A 21,568-nucleotide genomic window follows, 5' to 3' on the forward strand; every position below is an offset into this window, starting at 1 on the left:
CGTACCCCTCTCAGGAGTCCGCCGTGCCCGGTACCGCCATCCACCACCGCTCCCCCATCGGCCGCGCCACCATCGGCGATCAGCTTCGTCGCCATGCGCGGACTCAGCCGAACAAGGTTGCGTTCATCAGCTACGCGGCGGACGGCACCCGCGAGGTCACCACGTACGGCGAACTCGACTCTCGGACAAACCAGTTCGCCAACCTGCTGGTCGATCTCGGGGTGCGCTCGGGTGACCGCGTCGCATCGATGGCTCGTAACAGCGTCGACGTGATGGTGGCGTACTACGGAACCCTCAAAGCGGGTGCGGCCTTCACCGGCATCAACGTGATGTATCGCGCCGCCGAGGTGAAGCACCAACTCGAACACGCGGAACCGACTGTGGTGGTGGCCGATCCGGCCTACGCCGAGATCATCTCCTCGATGAAGCCGGACACCACCACTCTGGTGACGTTCGGTACCGAGTACGCCGCACTGACGGCGAACACCCCGTCCACCGAGCCCGACGTCGAGATGGACGAGAACGACGTCGCGATGGTCATCTACACCTCCGGAACCGAAGCGGCTCCCAAGGGCGTGATGATCCCGCACCGCAACTTCCTCATCTCCACCGCGCCCGCGTGGAGTTGGGGCCTGCGTACCGGGCCGGAGGACACCTGGCTGTTCGTCATGCCCTTCCACACCATCGCCGGACTCGGCTCGATGACGACGCTGACTCTGATGGGTGCCACCCTGGTCCTGCCCGCGACGGTCGACCCGGCTCAATCACTGCGCATCATCGCCGCCGAGAAGATCTCCGTCATCGCACAGACTCCCACGTTCTACCTGGCCTTGGCCCGTGACGAGCAGTTCGGCCCCGAGTCCGTCAGCCAGGTTCGACGCTGCCTCACCTACGGTGGCCAGGTGTCACCGCACACGATCAGCGCCTGGGCCGCCGCGGCACCCGAGGCCATCTGGGGCACCTACTGGGGACAGTCGGAACTCTCGCAGCTCGGCTCGGTCGGCTGGTTCTCGAGCCTCGACGACATTCCCGACAGCGACGCGTCGTGGATCGGCAAGCCCGTCACCCACCTGGAAATCAAGGTGGTCGACCCCGCGGGCAACGAGAGCGAGATCGGTGAATTGCTCTGCCGCACTCCATCGGTGATGCTCGGCTACTTCAAGGACCCCGAGCGCACCGCCGAGGTGTTCCGGGACGGATGGGTGCATACCGGCGACATGGTGCGCATCGACACCGACGGCAACCTGTTCTTCTACGATCGGATGAAGGACATGATCAAGTCGGGAGGGATGAACGTGTCGTCGCAGGAAGTAGAACGCACCATTCACAGTCACCCGGATGTGCTGCGTGCCGCCGTCGTCGGAGTACCCGACCCGTACTGGTCCGAGGCCGTCACGGCCTTCGTCATCGCCCGCGATGGGGTGACCGCCGACCCGGCCGCGATCATCGAGTACTGCCGCACCGAGTTGGCGTCGTACAAGGCCCCGAAGTCGGTACACATCGTGGCCGAGCTGCCCGTCGACCCGCAGGGCAAAATCCTCAAGCGTGAACTGCGACTGCTGGCGGCGGTGGAGGAGACCGTATGACTCAGCCCGATGCTGTGACTCCACTCCCTAGGCAGATACGTACCCGGCAACGCCGAGAAGACATCGTGGCCAACGCAGCGAATATCTTTGCGCGTGAGGGCTACTCGAATGTGGGGATGCGCGATATCGCCGACGCCGTCGGCATCAAGGGAGCAAGCCTCTACCACCACTTCCCGTCCAAGGAAGACATCCTGTTCGCGATCTGCCTGACGGTCACACAGGAACCGGCCGAGGAGAACCTGCCACTGCTCGACGCAGCCGGAACCCCCACCACGCGCCTGTCGTCACTGGTGCGTGCGCACCTGGTGCACCTGAACCGTCGACGGGTGGAGTACATCGTGGGCCTGCACGAGCTGGCCTCACTCACCCATGAGCACCGCACTGTCATCGAGGATTACCGTCGCCAGTACCAACGACGCGTCCGCGATGTCATCACCGCCGGAATGCGCAGTGGTGAATTCACCGTTCCGGACGCACGGCTGGCGTCGTTCGCCCTGACCGACATGCTCAACGGCATCAGCAACTGGTTCCACGACGGCGGCGAGCTGAGCATCGAGGACGTGGCCGACGGTTACGTGGAACTGGCGGTCCACCGCGTTCTCGGTGCATCACATGGGGATTGACGGTCACTGCGATCCCGAGTTCGTGGGCGTGCGCGACGCGTTGGCCGCCAACCTCGACAGCGGGGCCGAACTCGGCGCGTCCATTGTGGTCGACATCGACGGCCACACCGCCGTCGACCTGTGGGGCGGCTACCGAGATATCGATCGCCGCCTGCCGTGGGAGTCGGACACGATCACCAACGTGTGGTCGACGACCAAGATGGTGACGTGCCTGGCCGCGTTGATGCTCATCGACCGCGGAGTGCTCGATCCCGATGCACCGGTGGCGACGTACTGGCCCGAGTTCGCGGCCGCAGGGAAGCAAGACATCGCGGTACGGAATCTGCTGTCGCACACGTCCGGGGTCTCGGGCTGGGACCGCCCGTTCAGCGAGGAGGACCTCTACGACTGGGAACTCTCGACCTCGCGTCTGGCAGCGCAGGCTCCGTGGTGGGATTCGCGCACCACGTCGGGATATCACGCGGCCAGCCAGGGCCACCTGATCGGAGAAGTCGTCCGCCGGGTCACCGGAAAGCCGTTGCGGCAGTTCGTTGCCGATGAGATCTCCGGACCCCTCGGTGCCGACTTCCAGATCGGTGCCGACCAGGGCGACTTGGATCGGATCGCCGACGTCGTACCGCCGCCTCCGCCCACCGACGACGCTGTGCCCGACCCATCGATGGTGCGTCGAAAGACGTTCCTCGGGCCGTTGGTGCACGCCGAGTCGGCGAACACCGCGGCCTGGCGCGGCGCGGACATGGGCGCCTTGAACGGGCATGGCAATGCGCGATCGGTTGCGAGAATCCTGTCGGTGATTTCCCGAGGCGGCACCGTGGACGGCATACGACTGCTGAGCCCGGAGACGATCGACACGATCTTCGAGGAGCAATCCAACGGAGTCGATCTGGCTATCGGCATTCCATTGCGCTTCGGCCTGGGCTTCGCTCTGCCACAGCAGGAATCGGTGCCCTACATCCCCGACGGCAAGATCTGCTTCTGGGGTGGTTGGGGTGGATCCTTGGTCGTCATGCACCCGGAATCGCAGCTGACCATCGCGTATGTGATGAACCGAATGGGACCGGGAATCATCGGCTCGGATCGGGCGGAGCAGTACGTGCGCGCGGTGTACGCCGGAATCTGCTGACAGGGCGTATCACCGACTCCGAGCGGCCGAGGCCCGGCTATGGCGCGAGCAAAGCCAACGGAATCACCGCGACACCGTCCTGTCGGCGGTAAGCGTGAGGACCTGTCGTCACTACGATCGCGTCCCTCATTCGACTGCCCACTGCGCTCCGAAGCCACTTCAGATGTCGGACATCGTGGTCCGTGATGTCGGGCGAGACTTTCACCTCGATGCCGATGAACGATCCATCGCCTTGCTCGACGATCAGATCCACTTCGGCAGTCCTGCCACGGAAATGAAACAGCCTCGCCTCGTTCGCTTGCGCGTACACCTCGAGGCTTTGCGTTACGAACGACTCGAAAAGGTGCCCCAATCTGACGCCCGCCGAGCCGCCGGGCGTCAACAGGGACTCAGCTGTCACGCCGAGCAATCGAGCGCACAGGGCTGGGTCCACTAGATGGTGCTTCGGTGCCTTGGCCAGCTTCCCCAACGAATTATCCTGCGGCAACCATGCTTCTACGTCATGCAGCATGCGCAGGCGACTGAGCACATCGCGATAGTTGATCGATGTTTGACGGGTTGGCTTGTGGGTCGCACCCGGCGTTGCCGCATCCCTGATCGACTCCCAGGATGCTGTGGTCGATGTGGCTGCAGCGTATGCAGTCATCCAGGCACGAAGGGATTCCGGACGTCGAACCACGTGGCCTTGCTCCGGAAAGTCGTGTTCGATGATCGCGTGCAGGTAGCCGTCCAAAGCTGCGCGATTCGCGCGACCGGCGAGACGACGGATGCCAGGGAAGCCGGAAACCAGCACTTCTTCGATGTAATCGGCGAGCATGGTCTCGGTCGAACCCGAAATAGTCACCTGCCGGGGAGACAGCAAGTCCTTCAGGGATACAGCCGAATCCGACGGCCGACGTTCGGCGAAGCTCATAGGCCACATTCGTACACGGACAATTCGGCCTGCACCGGAGTGGACGACAGCGTCGGAAGGCGGCGCGTTTCCCGTCAGCAGAAATTGCCCACCCGACGCATCGTTGTCCACGGCTCTGCGAACCAGATCCCATGACGGCGGGAATCGTTGCCATTCATCGATAAGCATGGGGCGCGCCGATCTCGCGAGCAGATCTGGGTCCGCAGAAATCAGCTGCCGATCCACCGCGTTGTCGAGTTCGAGAACCGACTTCGCACGGCGGGTGGCGGTAGCGGTCTTGCCTACGCCCTTCGCACCGTCAAGGTTGATCGCGGCTAGGTGAGGGAGGAGGTCGTCGAGCTCCTCGTCCACGATTCGCGGGACGTACATGGCACTGGACACTCAGCAATCATACAGATTTGCACTCTTCTATCATCCATTTTTCACACCATCTACTGAACAGATTTCCCAAATGCGTAGTCCCGTCGGGTTCGATCCCACGTGCTCTAGCGCGCGGGAACCGTGATTCCTCGGGTGTCGAGGATCGGGCGCACTCCCTCGGCGAAGTGATACGCCTCCTCCAGGTGCGGGTAGCCCGAGAGGATGAACTCGTCGAAGCCGGCGTCGTGGTACTCCCCGATCAGGTTCGCGACCTCCTCGTGCGAACCGACCAACGCCGTCCCTGCGCCGCCGCGAACGAGTCCTACGCCGGCCCACAGGTTCGGGTAGATCTCGAGCGAATCCTTGCTGCCACCGTGCAAAGCGGCCATCCGACGCTGACCCTCGGACTGTGACGACGAGTGCAGTCGATGCGCCTCGGACACCTGCTCCTCGGGGAGCTCGTCGAGAAGCTTCTGCGCGACGGCCCAGGCCTCCTCGGACGTATCGCGGCTGATGGTGTGCAGCCGGATGCCGTAGGTCAGCTTGCGTCCCTCGGCGTCCGCGAGCGCCTGCACCCGCTCGATCTTGGCGCGAGCATCGGCCGGCGGCTCGCCCCACGTCAGGTACGTCTGAACCCGCTTGGCGGCGACGGCCAAGGCCGGCTCGGACGAACCACCGAACCAGAACTCCGGCACCGGATCCGGCGCTTCGGACACCCGCGCATCGGCGACCTTGAAGAACTCGCCTTCGTGATCGACCGACGTTTCGGTCCAGATCCGTTGCACGAGTTCGAGGAACTCGTCGGTGCGTGCGTAGCGCCGATCGTGGTCGATCCAGTCCCCGAAACGGCGCTGTTCGACGTCATCGCCCCCGGTGACGATGTTGAACAACACTCGCCCTTCCGAGAACCGCTGCAACGTCGCCGCCTGCTGCGCGGCCAACGTCGGGGGCGTCAGACCGGGACGGAAGGCGACGAGAAACTTCAACCGTCGCGTGCTTTGCAGTAGAGCCGCCGTGGTCAGCCATGCGTCCTCGCACCAGGTTCCCGTCGGTGTCAACACACCCTCGAAGCCGAGTCGATCGGCGGCCTGCGCCACCTCGGTGAGATAGCGCAGCGACGGGCGACGAAATCCGGCCGGTTCGCGGAGGTTGCCGGATGCGTGGGACGCGCCGACGATGGAGCGGCCGTCGCCTGCGGTGGGGAGGAACCAGAAGATGCGTGCGGTCACGAGTGAACTCCTACGACGTGGTGGGTGATCAGTTGGTCGAGGCGGTCGCGTCGGCGATGGAGTCGTTGTAGCGCGTGTCGACGAAGTCTGCGAACGTGTTGCCGCCGGGGATGCTTCCGCTCTCGACGAAGGCATCGAAGAGTGCCTGCTCGGACTCGATCACACTCTCATCCAATGCAATTGCGGGTCGCTGGCTCCGTCCCTGCGCCAATTCTCCTGCAGCTGGATCGATGCCGACCGCGGCCGAGTACGCTGCCGCCCACTCGGCCGGGTTGGCGTCCGCCCATGCAGAGGCTTTGGCTAGGCGAATCACGAAGTCCTGCAACGCCGTGTTCTTCGCGGGATCGTCCAGAGCCTGCTGCGAGGCGATGCCGAAGCCGTAACCGTTGGCGACCCCCTCGGCTGTGGTCAGTGTCTTCGAGCCGTTCTGCACCTGCGCGATCGCGGTGAACGGATCCCAGATCGCCCAGGCATCGACCTCACCCGAGGTGAATGCCGTCAACGCATCGGCGGGCTGGAGGAATACCAGCTGAACGTCGTCGGTGGTCAAGCCGGCCTTCTGCAACTGCAGCAGCACATGGCCGTGCGCCGAGCTTCCCTTGCCCACTGCGATCTTCTTGCCGCGCAGGTCTGCGAACGACGCGAGAGTCGAATCGGCAGGCACGAGGATCTGATCCCCACTGGCGTCGTTGGTGTAGGCGGAGACGACCTTGATGCGCGCGTTGGCTGCCACACCGAACACCGGAGGTGTGTTGCCCGTGACCGCGAAGTCGATCTGGCCGGCGGTTGCGGCCTCCACCTGCGGCGGGCCGGAGGTGAAGGTGGAGAACGCGACATCGTACGGCGCAGAGTCCAGCTCACCCGATGCGCGAAGCAGCGCCTCGGTGCCGCCTTTCTGGTCGCCGACGTCGAGGGTGACGGTGGTGAGCTGGTCGTTCGAGACGAGGGCGGGGGCTTCGGTGGCAGTGGTGTCGCTGCCGCGGGAGACGCAACCGGTGAGTCCGACGACTGTCAGGGACAGGGCAGCGAGTATCCCGACGGCGCGCAGCGAGCGGGAAGGAGCGTGTGACGACATGCGTGAAAGATCCTTCGTATCAGTGAAATCAGTGGACGCCGAGGGCACCGAGTAGATGGGTGCGGATGCGAGAGAATCCGGCTGTTCCCCGGTCGCGGGGACGAGGAGGATCGACGGTGACGGTATCGACCACGGCACCAGCGTCGAGCACCAACACCCTGTCCCCCAACGCAATCGCCTCGTCGACGTCGTGCGTGACCAGAAGGATGCCGAATCGGTGCCGTCCCCACAAATCGAGCAGGAGCGACTGCATGGTCAGCCGAGTCAATGCGTCGAGCGCTCCGAACGGCTCGTCGAGGAGCAGCAGTTCTGGCTCCCCCACCAACGCTCTGGCCAACGCGGCGCGCTGAGCTTGGCCGCCGGACAGCGTCATCGGCCATGCGTCCCGCTTGTCGGCGAGCCCCACTTCGTCGAGGGTCGCATCCGCAGCAGTCAACGCCTCGTTACCCGTCACGCCTGCGGTGTTGAGCCCGTAGGACACATTCTGGCGAACCGACCGCCACGGAAACAGTCGTGGTTCCTGGAACGCCACTGCGGGGTGCCCGGCGACGCGTCGCTCCCCCGTGTGGTCCGTCGACAGACCTGCCAGAATGCGCAGGATCGTCGACTTGCCGGAGCCGGATCGTCCGACCAACGACACGATTTCGCCGCGTTCGATGGACAGGTCGACGCCCTGCAACACGTGACTCGAGCCGTAGAACTTGTCGATGCCGCGCAGCGTGGCGACGGACGTAGTTGTCGTGGTCATGGGTCAGACATCCAATCGGTAGCGGAGAGCGCGCTTTTCGAGAACTCGCACTATGCCGTCGGTGGCGATCCCCATCAGTGCGTAGACGACAAGTCCGAAGATGATGGTGTCGACCCTCAGGAAATCGCGCGCATTGTTGATGATGTAGCCGATCCCGGATTCGGCGTTGATCTGCTCGGCCACGATCAGCGACAACCACGCAATGGCCAACGACTGACGAAGTCCCACCAGCAGTTGCGGGGCAATGCTCGGCAAAATGATGGTGGTGAATCGCTGCCGCCACGAGAACCCGAGTACGACGGCCGTGTCGAGGAAATTGCGATCGATCTGACGAATCGCCGAGAAGGTGTTCAGGTACAACGGAAATGCGACGCCGAGGGCGACCAACAGAATCTTCGGAGTCTCACCGATCCCGAACCACAGAATGAACAGCGGGATCAGGCCGAGATGCGGTAACGCGCGCAGCATCTGCAACGGCGGGTCGACGGTTGCCTCGGCAAGTTTGGACAATCCGACCAGCGCTCCGAGTGCCACTCCGATCACCCCACCCAGCACGAGTCCCTGGACTACGCGGGTTCCCGAAATGGCCAGGGCGTCGACCAGTTCTCCGTTGCGCAGCAATTCCAGCCCTGCGTCGAAGATCAGCGACGGGGCGGGCAGTACTCGTTCGGAGAGCACGCCTGCAGCACTGGCGATCTGCCACAGGACGAGGAGGGCGACGGGTGACAGGACACGTAGAACGGTCCATCGGTACCGCTGCCATGCCGAGTCTCTCGGTGACAGGGTTATGGGGCCGACGTCGGAGGCGGCACTGTCACGCATGTCCACAGGTCCCGCGGGAGCGGCGTACGACGTCACGACCATGGATACAGGCCTTCCGGTTGAGTGCGAGCGGGTTCGAGTACTCACCCTCGTTCACACCGGGTTCTACGACCAGGGTTCGAATCAGCGTGAATCTAGGTCGGGCAAGATTGGACTCATGAATGTCGAGCCCATCCACACCGAGCGCCTGACGCTGCGCCTGTACCAACCAGACGATGCGGACAAGATTCTCGCGTACTACAGCGACCCGGAGGTCTGCCGCTACCTTCTGCACGAAGCCTGGTCACACGCCGATGCCGTTGCCGCGGTGGGTAAACGGATGAAACGAACCGGATTGCATACCCAGGCGCTGTCGATGGTCGTCGAACACGAGGGCACGGTGGTGGGCAACGTCGAGGCATGGTTGATCGACGGATCACCGGCCCTCGCCGAACTCGGGTGGACGTTCTCCCCCGACGTTGCGGGCCGCGGGTACGCCACCGAGGCGGTCAACGCGCTGATCGAGCACGTGTTCTTACTACCCCAGATTCACCGGATCAGCGCACAGCTGGACGGACGCAACGACGCCTCTGCCCGTCTGGCCGCCCGGGTCGGGATGCGTCAGGAAGCGCACTTCCGCCAGAACTGGTGGTGCAAGGGTGAATGGACCGACACCCTCGTCTACGCGATGTTGCGCGAGGATCGCTGAGTCGGTTGTGCGGAGGCATCGTGAGCAGAACCCGTGAGTGACGTCTCGACACCAGGCCGTCGTTCGTCGTTTCGCCGGTTTCTGACGGCCGCAGTGATCAGCTCGGCCGGCTCGTCGGTGACGGCGGTTGCGCTGCCCATCTTGGTGGTGCAGCTTCTGGACGCGACACCCTTCGAGGTCGGGGTGGTGAACGCTGCACAGTTCATCCCATATGCGGTACTTGGGTTGGTCGCCGGGGTATACGTCGACCGGTGGCGTCGCAAGCCGATTCTCGTGTGGGCCAGCGTCGGCCGCGCAGTGACGCTCGGTGCTGTGCCGCTCCTGTGGCTCGCAGGCCTACTTCACATCTGGGTACTGATCATCGTGTTGCTCTTGTTCGGATCCTTCTCGGTGTTCGGATTCGCTGCGATGCAGTCGTTCCTGCCTCGGTTGGTGCCACGCGGTGAACTGGTGCAGGCGAACGCTCGACTCGACCAAGCCGACGCGGCAGCAACGACATTGGGACCGACACTCGGAGGCGGACTCGTAGGCCTGCTCGGCGCTCCCCTGGTGATTACCGTCGATGCCATCAGCTATCTAGTCGATGCAGCACTCAATGCAAGTCTCGATGTGGACGAGCCTCGACCTACTGCTAACGCCCGCAACCTGATCCGCGAAGTACGTGACGGTCTGAAATTCACGTACCGCCACCGCACGCTCAACCCGCTCGCTGTCTCGACACACGTGTGGTTTCTCGCCAACGGAGCCGCATTGACCGTGCTGTCGCTCTTCGCGCTCCGCTCACTCGGATTCAGCGCCTACACATACGGATTGCTGCTGACGACGTTCGGCGCCGCCAGCCTGCTCGGAGCGTCCGTTGCCCACACGCTCGGCAAACGACTCGGCTCGGGTCCAGCAGTGGTTCTCGCCCGCTCGCTGTATCCCCTCGCCTGGATTCTCGTGGCCTTCGCAACCGACACATTGATCGGCCATGTTGTGCTTTTCGCAGCCCTGGGCCTCCAAGGCCTCGCGGCGGGCGCGGAGAACGCGAACGAGATGGGGTACTGGCAAGCGCTCACCCCGGATGAGCTACTCGGGCGTGTGAATGCTGCCAGGCGCTCCGTCAACCGCACCATGGCCGCGGTCGGTGCCGTGATCGCGGGCCTGTTGGTCAGCGTGATCGGTGAACGACCGACCCTGATCGGCGTCATCATCGTATTCGCCATCGCCGCAGCCATAGTGGCATTCTCGCCACTGCGGCACCCTGAAGCCGGGTTCTGACACAGCCATCCCAGGGCTGTGTCCGCGATGTGACGCGTTCACCTCACGAACACCTCTGCGTCGGTTACACGACATCGACCGGTGACCGTGGTGCGACAGTCTCGGGAAACTTCACTCGAACTCATGGGAGTTTTCACCGATGGCCCTGCGTCGTAGCGCTGCCCTGCTGGGCACACTTGCCCTGATCTCTATTTTGTCCACGTCGATGGGCGGCGTTGCCACGGCCGCTCCGACACGGACGGTGTCGCCGTTGTGTCAGGTCGCGGACCTGCTTCCCACCGGATCGTCCGCGGGCCTCGGCTACCAATGTGCCGAAGCGGGTGAGCTTCTCGATCTCCCGATCGGTGAGGTGCGCGCAACGCAACCGTCGCTCGGGTACGACGAGGTGTACTACAAGCTCGGTCGATACACGCTCGGGAAAGACGAGATCAACAAGAAGTTCGACGACTGGTGCGAAGCCAACGGCCAGGAAGAGGCCGCGTCCGCGTTACCCGATGCACGACTGGACAATCCGTCGTCGTTCACCTGCACCGTCCCCGTCGGCCAGGAAACGCCCGACACCATCGCCCCGATGAAGACTGTCGTCATCGGGCCGGGCGGTGTGCCGTACCTGACCGACGGACACCACACGCTCACCTCGTTCTACGAAACGGCCGACGGCGGACCGAATCTGCACCTCCGCCTGCGGGTGGTCGCGAACCTCAGTGACCTGAGCACCGCCGACTTCTGGGCGCGAATGAAAGCCGAGAAGTGGGTGTGGAACTACGACGTCGACGGCAACGAGGTTCCAGTGGAACAGCTGCCGTCGGGAGTCGGTCTCGCCAAGTTCCAGAACGACAAGTACCGCAGCCTGACGTACTTCGCCCGAGACATCGGCTTCACCCCCGGAACCATCCCGTTCCAGGAATTCTATTGGGGTGCATGGGTTCGCGACTCCGGCGCAGTCGACATCAGCGGCTGGGACAGCAACAACCTGGCGAGCTACCTGAGCACCGTCGAGTCGGTCTCGCGCGCCCAGGTCGCGGCACCGAAAGACGCGGTGATCGACAGTGGCCGCACTGCAGCAGAACTCGGTGCACTGAGCGCATGGAACGACGGCAAGGCCGCGACCAAGGGTGAGTTCGGAAAGCTGTCGGCCCCGTACTCGGACGACAAGCCCGGCAAGCTGGCCTACGCCATGCAGTACAAAATGGGGCTGCCCAGGTAGTTCCGTTCCGGCGTCGTCACAGCCGGGCGCGGCGGGACCGCAACCGCATAGCTACGAATCCGACAGTGGCGACTGCAATCGACACGATGACGATCTTCTGCAGGATTTCGGCGTAGGCGTCGACCAGGTGCCAGTTCTCGCCGAGTTGATATCCCGCAGTGACGAAAATGGTGTTCCAGATCAAGCTGCCGAGTGTGGTGAGTACGAGGAACTTCGCCATCCCCATTCGCTCGATTCCAGCGGGCAGGGAGATGAAGCTGCGAAACAGTGGGACCATCCGGCCGAGGAACACTGCCTTCGAGCCGTGCTTGGCGAACCAGGCCTCCGTTCTGTCGAAGTCGGTGGCCTTGATCAGCGGGATCTGCACCACCAGTGCCCTCGTGCGCTCGCGCCCGATGAGCGCGCCCACCGCGTAGACGATGATCGCGCCCAGGACCGAGCCGAGCGTCGTCCAGAAGAGAGCAGCACCGAAGGAGAACACGCCCTGACTGGCCGAGAAACCGGCAAGGGGCAGAACGAGTTCGCTCGGGATCGGCGGAAACAGATTGTCGGCACCGACGACGACGGCGGCACCGGGCCCGCCGAGTGCGTCCATGACCCCGACCGCCCATCCGGCCAGCCCGTCCAGTTGCTCGGTGTCAGCAGTTGCAGCAATCAGCAAGTTGGACATATTCATTCCCCTGTTCGTCGGTGACGCCTCCCGTCGGGACGGCCACTGAGAACGCTAGAAATTCTCCGAATGGGGGACATCGAGGAAAACCGTCGACCATTCATGCGGACTCCCCCCGCCGAAATCTTGCGGTTTACCGCAATACCAGCGGCCACATACCCCGCTACGCTGCTCGAGTGCTCGGAAACGACGTCGTACATCCACCTGACCTGGCGGATCGGATTGCCGTCAGCTCGCTTGTTCGGCGTTGGCTGATGGCTTTTGCCGGGGTCCTTCTCGGCAGCGTCACGGCGGTCTCTGCCCTGTTGTTCTCCGTGGCTGCGGTACTCGCCCTCGCGTTGGCGCGACTCCTCGGCCGGTGGGGAGCGCCACTGAGGGCTGTAGTCGATGCTGGTGCACTGACGTTGAGCGAGTGGGAGATTCGGCGAATCACCCGCTTCCACGGCACGCTCCACACTGATGTGGCGACCCCTCACCGCTGTCGCTGGTATCTCGGAACACGCTGGACGATAGGGCTACTCGGTATCGGCGTGGTCCTGCTGCTGACGCTGTGTCTCGTCGTGGCCGGCTCGATGATCTCGGCATGGGTGCTGAGCGGCGGCTGGGGCCTGATCGAGAACTCCGACCGGGTCGACGGCGGACTCGTAGCGCTGGTGTCGCTGCCCGGCATCCTCTTGATCTTCGTCGCAATCGTCGGAGTAGCAGGGGTGGGATCGTTGGACCGCTGGTTCGCCGTCCAAGTACTCGGCCGACAGTCGGATCGGTTGCTGCACCAGCGGGTAGCCGAGCTGACGAGCAGCCGCGATCACGTGGTCGATGCCATCGACGACGAACGCCGCCGCATCGAGCGCGACCTGCACGACGGCATACAGCAGCATCTGGTGGCCCTGGGGATGCTCATCGGCCGAGCCCGCCGCGCCGAGAAGCCCGACAAGGTGCACGAACTCCTCACCCAGGCCCAGGCCACATCACGCGAGGCGATCACCGAGCTACGCGAGGTCGCCAACCGGGTGTACCCGATCGCGCTCGACAAGGACGGACTGCGCGCATCTGTCGAGGCGATGGCCGACCGGGCCAGTGTTCCGGTCCGAGTCACCTACGACCTGACGGACAGGTTGCGACCCGCGGTGGAGTCGGTCCTCTATTTCGTCATCTCGGAGGCCGTCACCAACGCAGCCAAGCATGCGTGCCCGAAACACTTGGAGGTCAACGTCACTCACCAGAAGTTGAACCGCGTGCTGGCCACCGTCACCGACGACGGACCCGGTGGAGCCGATCCGTCCGGCACCGGCTTGTCCGGGCTGTCCCGCCGCGTCGCCGCCGTGGACGGCACGCTGAGTGTGCACAGCCCGGTCGGCGGCCCGACTGTCGTGACGGCGAGCGTCCCGTGCGGGTGATCGTCGCGGAGGACTCGACATTGCTGTGTGAGGGTCTGGTCCGTCTGCTCGTCGACGAAGGCCATGACGTGATCGCGTCCGTGGGCGACGCCGATGCGCTTCTCGCCGCGGTGGAACAGGATCGTCCGGACATCGTCGTCACCGACGTGCGCATGCCTCCGGGTCACAGCGACGAGGGACTGCGGGCAGCGCTGACGATTCGCCGTCGCTGGCCTGAGGTGGCGGTGCTCGTACTGTCCCAGTACGTCGAGAACCGTTACGCAGCAGAGCTGATCAGCGGATCCGGCGGCAAGGTCGGGTATCTGCTCAAGGACCGCGTCGCGCAGGTCGACGAATTCCTGGACGCCTTGGACAGGGTGGCCGATGGCGGAACGGCTTTCGATCCGGAGGTGGTGCGACAGTTGTTGTCACGCAGCAGCCGATCGAATCCGCTCGACCGACTCACTCCGCGCGAACGCGATGTGCTCGAGCTGATGGCTCAAGGTCTCACCAACGCGCGCATTGCAGCTGATCTCTACATCTCGGTGAGCTCGGTCGAGAAACACATCAACGCAGTGTTCGACAAACTCGGATTGGCGAACTCCACCGGTATGAGCCGCCGAGTGATGGCTGTGGTGGCGTACCTGCGCACCTGATCGGGACTGCTATCCCTCCGACATCTACAGCGACGCGAAGACGTTCTCCCGGTGCCAGGTCAGGTACGACACTTCAGGAGCTATCGACTCTTCACCGAGAATGAGCTTCTCGTGGAGTGGGGGCTTTCCCAGCGCATGACGCAACGGCGGTGACACTTTCAGGTCGTTCTCGATCCCAGGCGCATAACTGACACTGAGATCTTTGTTCACCGTGATGAGTCCGGTGTCGAAAGCGACGTCATGGGTTGGACACGCCGTGAGACCGTTGCGTCTATCGAGACGTTCTTTGTTCGTGCTGTCTCGCCACGGTTTGATATGGCTCGCCGCCAGCAACCGCGGCCGACGCTTTCCGCCGATTACACCGCTCATGCCGCAGAACACACAGCGGTGCTGATGATTTCGCAACACCGACTGCGCGAAGCGGTGCTGCCCCACGCGTACCGCGGAGATCAGCATTCTTTCTGTCGTTGCGATCGGCACGTCAGCGCGCTCGCGAGCCCATCTTTCCAACGCATCGACGAGCGAGGACTCGACATCGCTGGAATCCAGCTCGTACTGCCCTTCGAGCTCGAACTGCTCACCGTCCTCGAGCCCGAGGAAGTCCGGCAACTGATCGCGGTCGATACCGAGGCTGCGCGCAGCATCGAGAATTCGGAGATAGATTCCCTGCAGAAGTTCGACATCGCCCAGACGCGCCGCAACCTCGAGTTCGTACTTGCCGCCGTTGCTACGGGTTCCGTCCAGATTTGCCATCTTCGCAATGATCGATGTCGGGGGTCGTTTGAACAATTGGGCCAGGTGCTGCACCGGAAACTCTGCCTTGTGTGCAGTCGAGCTGCCGTATTTGCTGTGATCCATCAACAGCGACGCGCAGTGACACAGAACTACTTCGCAGGGAACGAAATTCACCTGTCGCACGCCCTGTGGAACCACCTTGCGGGCAAGCACCGACAGCCACTGATCCCGCAGCAAGTCGGCACTCGGATCGACGAATGCTGCTACCCCGGCACTCATCGGGTCAATCGTCATTCACTCTCCAGCAGCACAGTGAGCACGCTACACAGATGCGCGAACGGCGGTGCGCAGTCGTTGCCTCGAGTTGGCAACGCCTCCGAATCAGACAGAACCCGCTACTGTATTGCCGGAGTCAGCACGCCGGGGGTTGCTGACGTCGACTTACCGGGGGGTAAATGTTCGAGCATCGCGGCAGTTCGCCGGGGTTGTATGTGCCGCTTCAACCGTCGGAGGGCACTGCCAGCAGGACGGTTGATCTGCGAATCCTGCCCGACGGCCGAGTCGGGTTGGCGGCATACACGTCGCTGACATCATTGGTCCAGAACTGCGGCAACGGACAGCCGTGGGGGCTGGTGGACGAACACGGGCTCGCGGAGATCCGCGAGTCGGCCGAAATCAACGTCGTCCTACTCGATGCCGCACTTCCGCTGCCGGACAGACGTATCGGTGTTGCTAGCAGTACACCCGGTACCTACATGACGGATCCGCTCCGATGAGCCTGCCAGGCATCGAGATCGGTGACCTGAACGAACCCGCTCGGATACTGATCGAGAACACGCAAGCGTTGGATTCGAGTGGCGACAGCGCACCCGAGGTGCCGAACGCAGGCCCGTCCACCATCTTCGTCGGCGAGGCCATAACGTCTCTGGCGCAGGCGATGTCGGAGCTGATGATCGCCTCGGCTCGCGCAGCCGACGCAGTGCAGGCGTGCGACGAGAACTACGCGACGGCAGAAGACTCGAACACTGCGGCCGTTGTCGATGCCGGTACACCGGGCGGTCCCCGCTGATGACGATCTACGTGTACCTCGACGTGGACATCGATGCCTGCCGCGAGTGTGCGGCAGCGTTGCGCACGCTCGGCGAGAGTGCAGAAGGCGGATTCGAGAGGTTCCGCGACGCACGCGACCGATCCGAGGAAGTGTGGAAGTCCGGAGCCGGAGACAGTTTCCGCGACACGATCTCGACGCTGAGTACCGCGGCAGAACGCACCGCCGACCGCGCCGAAGCGTTGGCGCAGGCACTCGAGTCATTCGCCGACTCGATGCTCACAGCCCGGGAGTCCCTGAACCGAGCGGTCGCCCGCGCCATGGAAACCGGCATCTGGGTCGGCCCGGATGTCTGCAACGCAACCTGGATCGGTGATCCTGAACCACTACATCCGACGGGCCCCTGGTCGATCGATCAACTGACAACGCAGGCGAACCAGATCGCGGCGTACAACGATGCCGTCGACATGGTCGTCGAGGCACGGACGACCGAGTCGAAAGCTCACACGGCGCTGCAGTCCGCCTTCGATGACCGTGCTGGCTGGCTGGACCGGCTGCGCAGCTCTGCGCCGTGGATGGCCGCCGGCGGAGCGATCAGCTACCTGGGCACTGCCGCTCAGCAAGCCGATCACTGGGGCGCGATTGCTCAGACCAGGGCTGCGCAACTGGAACGGTTCGTGGCCCTTGCCGCGGAAGCTGCACCAGATTCGGTCACTGCGGCTGCAACGAGATCGACATCGGCCTTCACACCTGCGGCAGATGATGCAATTCGAGTCGCTGCGCAAAACAGGGCGCTGTTGCCGGGGACTAGCGCTACTACGCTCGGGCGTCTCGCAACTGTTGGACTTCCTTTCGGAGGCAAGGTCGGATCAAAAATCCCGATTGTTGGAATCGGGGTCACCGCAGGCCAAGTCGTCTATGACCTCCAAGATGCTGAAAGCCCGGGAGACGCGGCCAAGATAGTCGCAAAAGACGCTGGGGGTTTCCTCGCAGGTACTGCAGTGAACCGTCCCGGGTTTGATGCCGCTTCGTTCTTTGTGAAGGATGAAGTACATGGCGAAGCAGTACCCGGCCGAGCAACGTGAGCGTGCGGTGAAGATGGTCCTCGACCACCTCCACGAGTACAACTCCGTGTACGGCGCGTGCAAAGCGATCGGACCGAAATTGGGCGTCGGCGCGGAGTCGCTCCGGCTCTGGACACGCCAGGCTCAGATCGATGCCAACCAAGCCCCCGGAGCAACAACCGAGGAGCAGCAACGCATCAAGGAACTCGAACGTGAAAATCGAGATCTCAAGGAAGCCAACGAGATCCTGAAGTCGGCATCGATTTTCTTCGCGAGGGAGCTCGACCCTCGCCGCCGCAAATAGTCCAGTTCATCGATCAGATGCGTGCACAAAATTACCGGGTCGAGTCGATCTGCCGCGTGCTTACCGAGCACGGCGTGCAGGTCGCCCCACGCACGTACCGCAACTGGAAAACCGCACCACCATCGGCTCGCACTGTCTCCGACGCCTACCTCACCGCCGCTCTCCGCGACACGGTCGGCGAACCGGAAGAGCTCTACGGTCGCCGCAAGATGTACCGGCACCTGCGCAGGAAGGGCCATCACGCCGCTGCCTGCACGATCGACCGCCTGATGGGTGACGAGGGTATGTCCGGCGTCGTCCGAGGCAAACGGCACCGCACCACGATCCAGGGCGGCAAGAACGCCACACGGGCTCCTGACCTGCTCGACCGTGACTTCACGTCCGAGGCCCCGAATCGGAAGTGGGTCACCGACTTCACGTACATCAGAACATGGGCCGGGTTCGTCTACGTCGCGTTCGTCATCGACTGCTTCTCCCGAGCGATCGTCGGGTGGCACGCCTCGACGGTCAAAGACACAGCGATGGTCACCACGGCGCTGAAGATGGCACTGTGGCGACGAGATCACGGGGGACACCGCGTCGGCTCGGGGCTCATTCATCACAGCGACGCGGGCAGTCAATACACGTCGATCGCGTTCGCGGAAACGCTTGTGCTCGAGGGCATTGCAGCATCGATCGGCAGTGTCGGGGATGCCTACGACAATGCGTTGGCGGAGAGCACAATTGGGTTGTTCAAGACCGAGGCGGTATCGAAGAGGAGTCCGTTCCTGAACGGTCCGATGAAGACCATCGACGATGTCGAGTTCGCCACGATGGGATGGGTCGACTGGTTCAACCAACGCCGCCTGCACAGCACCCTCGACTACCTCACACCGGACGAATTCGAGGAGGTCTACTACAGTCAAGAATCGGCACTCCGCCCGGAGATGTTGCAAGCGTAGGAGCGGCAAGAAACCCGGGACGGTTCACAGCGACGACTTTGCTACTCGGGAGCGTCGCTGGGGGGCCAGCAACAGTCGCGGCCGTTGGCGTCGGAATTTTGGTCAGCTACGGCGTGGGCGAGCTCATCGAATGGGCCGCCGACTGATGTCGAAATCGCGACGCATTGCGAGGAAGCCAGCTCCGATGCCGAATCCGACGACAGGCGAACCTCGACCACCGACCGCGCACCGAGGTGAGGCACGCGCACATTGGGTGACGATGCCGGGCGACCTCGAAAAAAGCGTTGTGCCACTCGAACACGGCCCAGCATTGGAAGCTTTCGAGGAGCCCCGAGGGACTAAAGTTCTCCAAGCTTGGATGCTGTTCGCGATTTTCTTGCTGGTTTTTGTCGTTCCCTTCCGCGGCTTCGGATGGGCTGACCTTTGGTTTCCTTGGTTCGTGATTCTAGGACTCCCTCTTCTGCACTATCGCAAGTCCCTCGGCGACCGCGTCCTGGCAGGAGCCCGCTGGGTTCAACAGCGCGACCAGTGGATCTCGACCTACGAAATCACCAAAATCCGATCCACCACCGTCGGACTGAACCGAGCATCCAAGATCGAAGATGTCCACGGCAACAAGCTCATCCTTGTACTGCGCGACGCCCAGATGAACCCATTGCTGTGGAACCTCGTCTACAACGGCATCGCGCACTCCGTCGCCTACGGCAATTGCGACATATCGAAAGCGGCACGCCGAATTCTTAGGGTGTAGAGGCAATCTCCCGTCAATCGTTCCGCGCCCAGCAGAGAAGACCGAACATGCGCAGAGTCACCCAACCCGCCCGAATGCCCGACCCGATGACTGGCGAACTGAGACCGCCATCTGCACCCCGCACCGAATCCAAGGGCATCCGCACAACACCACCCGGCTTCCCCACGACCGAAGTCGTCGCACCCGAAGAAATGGGACCACCCCTCGAATGGTGCGAAGAATCCAAGCACTACCCACTTCAGGGAGCGATCTTCTACCTCTGTCTTTTTGCCGTCAGCGGAACAATCATCTACCGCGGATTCGAGTGGACATCCAATTGGTTTCTGTGGGTCTTCATCACCGTGATCTGCGTGGCGATGTACTTCCATCTGAAGAAGGACCGTGTTGTCGCCGGATCCCGGTGGGTTCAACAACGCGACGAATGGATCTCGACATACGAGATCACCAAAATCCGATCCACCACCGTTGGACTCAACCGAGCATCCAAGATCGAAGACGTCCACGGCAACAAGCTCATCCTCGTACTCCGCGACGCCCAGATGAACCCACTGCTGTGGAACCTCGTCTACAACGGCATCGTCCACTCCGTCGCCCACGGCAACTGCGACATATCGAAAGCCGCACGCCGAATTCTGAAAATCTAGTCGCCGCCTGAATAGAACCGTATTGGCGACAGCGCCATCATAATTCGGTTCGTCCGACATCGTTCCTCGGCTCCGCATCCTGCCAAGCCGATTCACCACCGATCGACGTGCAGCACCGTCTCGATCGGATCCCGCGGAGCGACTTTGAACGTCTCCCCCGTGTAGTACGCCGTGGGTATCAGCGCACCCTGGTGGAAGCCCTCGGGGATGCCGAGCAGTTCGGAGATCTCGGCTTCCTTCGCGAGATGAATTGTCGTCCAGGCTGTTCCGAGACCGCGCGCCCGCGCAGCCAGGGCGTAATTCCATACCGCGGGCAGCAGCGAGCCCCACAGACCTGCCTGATTACCCGCTGGCAACGTCTTGCCCGCCTGGATGCAGGGAATCAGCAGAACCGGAACCTCACCCATGTGCTCGCCGAGCCAGCTCGCACTGTCTCCGACGCGCTTCTGGACCGATGCGCGTTCCGGGTCGTCGGTGAACAAGGCCGTCGCGGAATGCTTGGACGCCTGATACGCGGTGAACAGTTCGCCGTAGATAGCGCCGATGCGTGCACGCAGATCAGGATCGGTGACGACAATCCACTGCCACCCCTGCTTGTTCGAGCCGGACGGAGCCTGCAGAGCGATCTCCAGACATTCCTTGATCAGCTCCGTCGGAACCGGACGCGTCAGGTCGAGGCGCTTGCGGACTGTACGCGTCGTGGTCAGCAGCTCGTCGGGAGTCAGGTCGATGATCGGGAAGGAAGTCACTTCTCGATCATGCACCATTCGGTGACCGCAGTGCCCTGTCGACCAAATCTTGGTTCGCTGCATCCCAGTACGCACTCATGGACTTGCCCCCGTGCCCGTCATTTTCGTCGACGACGAGCGTCGATCCGGGCCAAACCCGGTGCAGACGCCACGCAGTGACAGCGGGTCCGGACACGTCGCGTCGACCGTGGATCAGTACGCCCGGCATCTCGCCCAGATCTGCTGCGCGGTCGAGCAGCGGCGGATCGCAGAACCCGTCGTGTGCCCAGTAGTGCGTGGTTAGTCGCACGAAGGCAAGGCGGAACCGGTCGTCTTCCCACCTGGGATTACGTCGGATGCCGCCGGTGCCGATCGAGATGTGGACGTCTTCCCACAACGCCCACTCTCGGGAAGCCCTGTCCCGCAACGCAAGATCGTTCAAGTTCAACAGTTGGGCGTAGGCGTCGACTATTCGTCCGTGTCCGCGGTGGTAGCCGACGCCGGCCTGCTCGGCGAAGGTGGCGAAACGATCCCACGCTTCGGGGAAGATCGCGCCGACGCCCTCGGTGATCCAGTCGACCTCCTCGCGGCCGGTCGTCGTGACGGCGGCCAGGACAACGCCGATGACGCGCTCCGGGCGTGCGAGAGCGTAAGCAACTGCGAGAGTCGATCCCCAGGATGCGCCGTTGACAATCCACGCCTCGACGCCGAGGTGCTCACGCAGGGCTTCGATGTCGGCAATCAGATGGGCAGTGGTGTTGGTGGACAACGACGTCGAGGGATCGGACGCGTGTGGAGTGGACCGTCCACACCCGCGCTGCTCGAATCCGACCGCTCGAACTTTGGAGAGGTCGAAGTGGCGACGAAACTGGCTCGCGTTCAGAGTCCCACCCGGACCGCCGTGCAGGTACACCGCCGGCACGCCATCGGACGGACCCCACTGCTCCCAGTAGATGTTCTGGCCGTCCCCCACATCCAACATTCCGTGCAGCGTCGGCTCGTCGTCGAGTGTCATGC

The 21,568-nt window shown here is 63.2% G+C and carries 23 protein-coding genes; 14 read left to right on the forward strand and 9 right to left on the reverse strand.

Annotated elements, in window-relative coordinates; genetic code table 11:
- Positions 1–23: 23 nt before the first annotated feature.
- The 3 genes from AYK61_RS21985 to AYK61_RS21995 are packed head-to-tail and all read left to right on the forward strand — an operon-like array spanning position 24 to position 3,332.
- Entirely contained in the window at positions 24–1,586 is a 1,563-nt protein-coding gene (locus AYK61_RS21985; RefSeq protein WP_121873104.1) for a class I adenylate-forming enzyme family protein, read from the forward strand.
- Positions 1,583–2,209, forward strand: coding sequence for a TetR/AcrR family transcriptional regulator (locus AYK61_RS21990; RefSeq protein ID WP_121873105.1), 627 nt, complete (start codon positions 1,583–1,585; stop codon positions 2,207–2,209). The genes AYK61_RS21985 and AYK61_RS21990 overlap by 4 nt, the downstream gene beginning before the upstream one ends.
- Positions 2,199–3,332, forward strand: coding sequence for a serine hydrolase (locus tag AYK61_RS21995; protein ID WP_121873106.1), 1,134 nt, complete (start codon positions 2,199–2,201; stop codon positions 3,330–3,332). Before AYK61_RS21990 ends, AYK61_RS21995 begins: the two co-directional genes overlap by 11 nt.
- Positions 3,333–3,369: 37 nt before the next feature.
- Here the strand turns inward: AYK61_RS21995 and AYK61_RS22000 are convergent, their stop codons facing one another.
- The 5 genes from AYK61_RS22000 to AYK61_RS22020 form a co-directional block, all read right to left on the reverse strand.
- Complete coding sequence (locus tag AYK61_RS22000; protein ID WP_259468225.1) at positions 3,370–4,626, reverse strand: ATP-binding protein; 1,257 nt, start codon at positions 4,624–4,626, stop codon at positions 3,370–3,372.
- A 104-nt stretch (positions 4,627–4,730) separates the two neighbouring features.
- Positions 4,731–5,834 carry an LLM class flavin-dependent oxidoreductase gene (locus AYK61_RS22005; RefSeq protein ID WP_259468226.1) on the reverse strand — a complete coding sequence of 368 codons (1,104 nt, stop codon included), beginning with the start codon at positions 5,832–5,834 and terminating at the stop codon, positions 4,731–4,733.
- Positions 5,835–5,862: 28 nt separating this feature from the next.
- Complete coding sequence (locus AYK61_RS22010; protein ID WP_121873108.1) at positions 5,863–6,909, reverse strand: ABC transporter substrate-binding protein; 1,047 nt, start codon at positions 6,907–6,909, stop codon at positions 5,863–5,865.
- Between the two features lie 28 nt (positions 6,910–6,937).
- The gene (locus AYK61_RS22015) at positions 6,938–7,657 is read right to left on the reverse strand and encodes an ABC transporter ATP-binding protein (protein WP_121873109.1); all 720 of its coding nucleotides are present in this window, start codon (positions 7,655–7,657) and stop codon (positions 6,938–6,940) included.
- Between the two features lie 3 nt (positions 7,658–7,660).
- On the reverse strand, positions 7,661–8,521 hold the full coding sequence (locus tag AYK61_RS22020) for an ABC transporter permease (protein ID WP_397485572.1): 861 nt from the start codon (positions 8,519–8,521) through the stop codon (positions 7,661–7,663).
- A 115-nt stretch (positions 8,522–8,636) separates the two neighbouring features.
- Between AYK61_RS22020 and AYK61_RS22025 the strand changes: the two genes are divergently transcribed.
- The 3 genes from AYK61_RS22025 to AYK61_RS22035 all read left to right on the forward strand — a co-directional run bounded on the left by AYK61_RS22025 (position 8,637) and on the right by AYK61_RS22035 (position 11,634).
- Positions 8,637–9,167, forward strand: coding sequence for a GNAT family N-acetyltransferase (locus AYK61_RS22025; RefSeq protein ID WP_121873110.1), 531 nt, complete (start codon positions 8,637–8,639; stop codon positions 9,165–9,167).
- A 33-nt stretch (positions 9,168–9,200) separates the two neighbouring features.
- Complete coding sequence (locus AYK61_RS22030) at positions 9,201–10,427, forward strand: MFS transporter (RefSeq protein ID WP_121873111.1); 1,227 nt, start codon at positions 9,201–9,203, stop codon at positions 10,425–10,427.
- Between the two features lie 139 nt (positions 10,428–10,566).
- Positions 10,567–11,634, forward strand: coding sequence for a ParB/Srx family N-terminal domain-containing protein (locus AYK61_RS22035; protein ID WP_259468227.1), 1,068 nt, complete (start codon positions 10,567–10,569; stop codon positions 11,632–11,634).
- A 16-nt stretch (positions 11,635–11,650) separates the two neighbouring features.
- Here AYK61_RS22035 and AYK61_RS22040 read toward each other — a convergent pair whose 3' ends face one another.
- The gene (locus AYK61_RS22040) at positions 11,651–12,304 is read right to left on the reverse strand and encodes a DedA family protein (protein ID WP_121873112.1); all 654 of its coding nucleotides are present in this window, start codon (positions 12,302–12,304) and stop codon (positions 11,651–11,653) included.
- Between the two features lie 176 nt (positions 12,305–12,480).
- Here AYK61_RS22040 and AYK61_RS22045 point away from each other — a divergent pair, with 176 nt between their 5' ends.
- Positions 12,481–13,701: a sensor histidine kinase gene (locus AYK61_RS22045; protein WP_121873113.1), complete on the forward strand. Its 1,221-nt coding sequence runs from the start codon at positions 12,481–12,483 to the stop codon at positions 13,699–13,701.
- Positions 13,692–14,336, forward strand: a complete 645-nt coding sequence (locus AYK61_RS22050) for a response regulator transcription factor (RefSeq protein WP_121873114.1) — start codon at positions 13,692–13,694, stop codon at positions 14,334–14,336. The genes AYK61_RS22045 and AYK61_RS22050 overlap by 10 nt, the downstream gene beginning before the upstream one ends.
- Positions 14,337–14,360: 24 nt before the next feature.
- On the opposite strand, the gene AYK61_RS22055 is transcribed toward AYK61_RS22050, so the two are convergent.
- On the reverse strand, positions 14,361–15,365 hold the full coding sequence (locus tag AYK61_RS22055; RefSeq protein ID WP_121873115.1) for an HNH endonuclease: 1,005 nt from the start codon (positions 15,363–15,365) through the stop codon (positions 14,361–14,363).
- A gap of 161 nt (positions 15,366–15,526) precedes the next feature.
- Between AYK61_RS22055 and AYK61_RS22060 the strand changes: the two genes are divergently transcribed.
- The 6 genes from AYK61_RS22060 to AYK61_RS22085 all read left to right on the forward strand — a co-directional run bounded on the left by AYK61_RS22060 (position 15,527) and on the right by AYK61_RS22085 (position 19,823).
- Complete coding sequence (locus tag AYK61_RS22060; protein ID WP_121873116.1) at positions 15,527–15,847, forward strand: SAV_915 family protein; 321 nt, start codon at positions 15,527–15,529, stop codon at positions 15,845–15,847.
- On the forward strand, positions 15,844–16,140 hold the full coding sequence (locus tag AYK61_RS22065; RefSeq protein WP_121873117.1) for a hypothetical protein: 297 nt from the start codon (positions 15,844–15,846) through the stop codon (positions 16,138–16,140). The genes AYK61_RS22060 and AYK61_RS22065 overlap by 4 nt, the downstream gene beginning before the upstream one ends.
- A gap of 11 nt (positions 16,141–16,151) precedes the next feature.
- A complete protein-coding gene (locus tag AYK61_RS22070) occupies positions 16,152–17,204 on the forward strand; it encodes a hypothetical protein (RefSeq protein WP_147458381.1) in 1,053 nt (350 codons plus the stop codon).
- Positions 17,173–18,428, forward strand: a protein-coding gene (locus AYK61_RS22075) for an IS3 family transposase (protein WP_121872722.1) whose coding sequence is annotated in 2 segments (ribosomal slippage) — positions 17,173–17,446 and positions 17,446–18,428 — 1,257 coding nt in all. Because the reading frame shifts where the segments join, the coding sequence is not laid out codon by codon here. Before AYK61_RS22070 ends, AYK61_RS22075 begins: the two co-directional genes overlap by 32 nt.
- A gap of 259 nt (positions 18,429–18,687) precedes the next feature.
- Positions 18,688–19,179, forward strand: coding sequence for a hypothetical protein (locus AYK61_RS22080; protein ID WP_147458382.1), 492 nt, complete (start codon positions 18,688–18,690; stop codon positions 19,177–19,179).
- Positions 19,180–19,226: 47 nt separating this feature from the next.
- Positions 19,227–19,823, forward strand: a complete 597-nt coding sequence (locus AYK61_RS22085; protein ID WP_183130497.1) for a hypothetical protein — start codon at positions 19,227–19,229, stop codon at positions 19,821–19,823.
- A gap of 92 nt (positions 19,824–19,915) precedes the next feature.
- Here AYK61_RS22085 and AYK61_RS22090 read toward each other — a convergent pair whose 3' ends face one another.
- Positions 19,916–20,572, reverse strand: coding sequence for a nitroreductase family protein (locus AYK61_RS22090; protein ID WP_121873550.1), 657 nt, complete (start codon positions 20,570–20,572; stop codon positions 19,916–19,918).
- 7 nt (positions 20,573–20,579) lie between these two features.
- Complete coding sequence (locus AYK61_RS22095) at positions 20,580–21,566, reverse strand: alpha/beta fold hydrolase (protein WP_121873121.1); 987 nt, start codon at positions 21,564–21,566, stop codon at positions 20,580–20,582.
- Between the last annotated feature and the right edge of the window lie 2 nt (positions 21,567–21,568).

This window comes from Rhodococcus sp. SBT000017 (genome assembly GCF_003688915.1).
GTDB lineage: Bacteria > Actinomycetota > Actinomycetes > Mycobacteriales > Mycobacteriaceae > Rhodococcoides.

Excerpts from the sequence above, each read along its gene's own strand:
- AYK61_RS22010 (WP_121873108.1), bottom strand. The coding sequence starts at position 6,909 with ATGTCGTCACACGCTCCTTCCCGCTCGCTGCGCGCCGTCGGGATACTC.
- AYK61_RS21990 (WP_121873105.1), top strand. The coding sequence starts at position 1,583 with ATGACTCAGCCCGATGCTGTGACTCCACTCCCTAGGCAGATACGTACC.
- AYK61_RS22080 (WP_147458382.1), top strand. The coding sequence starts at position 18,688 with ATGCCGGGCGACCTCGAAAAAAGCGTTGTGCCACTCGAACACGGCCCA.
- AYK61_RS22015 (WP_121873109.1), bottom strand. The coding sequence starts at position 7,657 with ATGACCACGACAACTACGTCCGTCGCCACGCTGCGCGGCATCGACAAG.
- AYK61_RS22055 (WP_121873115.1), bottom strand. The coding sequence starts at position 15,365 with ATGACGATTGACCCGATGAGTGCCGGGGTAGCAGCATTCGTCGATCCG.
- AYK61_RS22025 (WP_121873110.1), top strand. The coding sequence starts at position 8,637 with ATGAATGTCGAGCCCATCCACACCGAGCGCCTGACGCTGCGCCTGTAC.
- AYK61_RS22095 (WP_121873121.1), bottom strand. The coding sequence starts at position 21,566 with ATGACACTCGACGACGAGCCGACGCTGCACGGAATGTTGGATGTGGGG.
- AYK61_RS22065 (WP_121873117.1), top strand. The coding sequence starts at position 15,844 with ATGAGCCTGCCAGGCATCGAGATCGGTGACCTGAACGAACCCGCTCGG.
- AYK61_RS22035 (WP_259468227.1), top strand. The coding sequence starts at position 10,567 with ATGGCCCTGCGTCGTAGCGCTGCCCTGCTGGGCACACTTGCCCTGATC.
- AYK61_RS22085 (WP_183130497.1), top strand. The coding sequence starts at position 19,227 with ATGCGCAGAGTCACCCAACCCGCCCGAATGCCCGACCCGATGACTGGC.
- AYK61_RS22040 (WP_121873112.1), bottom strand. The coding sequence starts at position 12,304 with ATGTCCAACTTGCTGATTGCTGCAACTGCTGACACCGAGCAACTGGAC.
- AYK61_RS22020 (WP_397485572.1), bottom strand. The coding sequence starts at position 8,521 with ATGGTCGTGACGTCGTACGCCGCTCCCGCGGGACCTGTGGACATGCGT.
- AYK61_RS22060 (WP_121873116.1), top strand. The coding sequence starts at position 15,527 with ATGTTCGAGCATCGCGGCAGTTCGCCGGGGTTGTATGTGCCGCTTCAA.
- AYK61_RS21995 (WP_121873106.1), top strand. The coding sequence starts at position 2,199 with ATGGGGATTGACGGTCACTGCGATCCCGAGTTCGTGGGCGTGCGCGAC.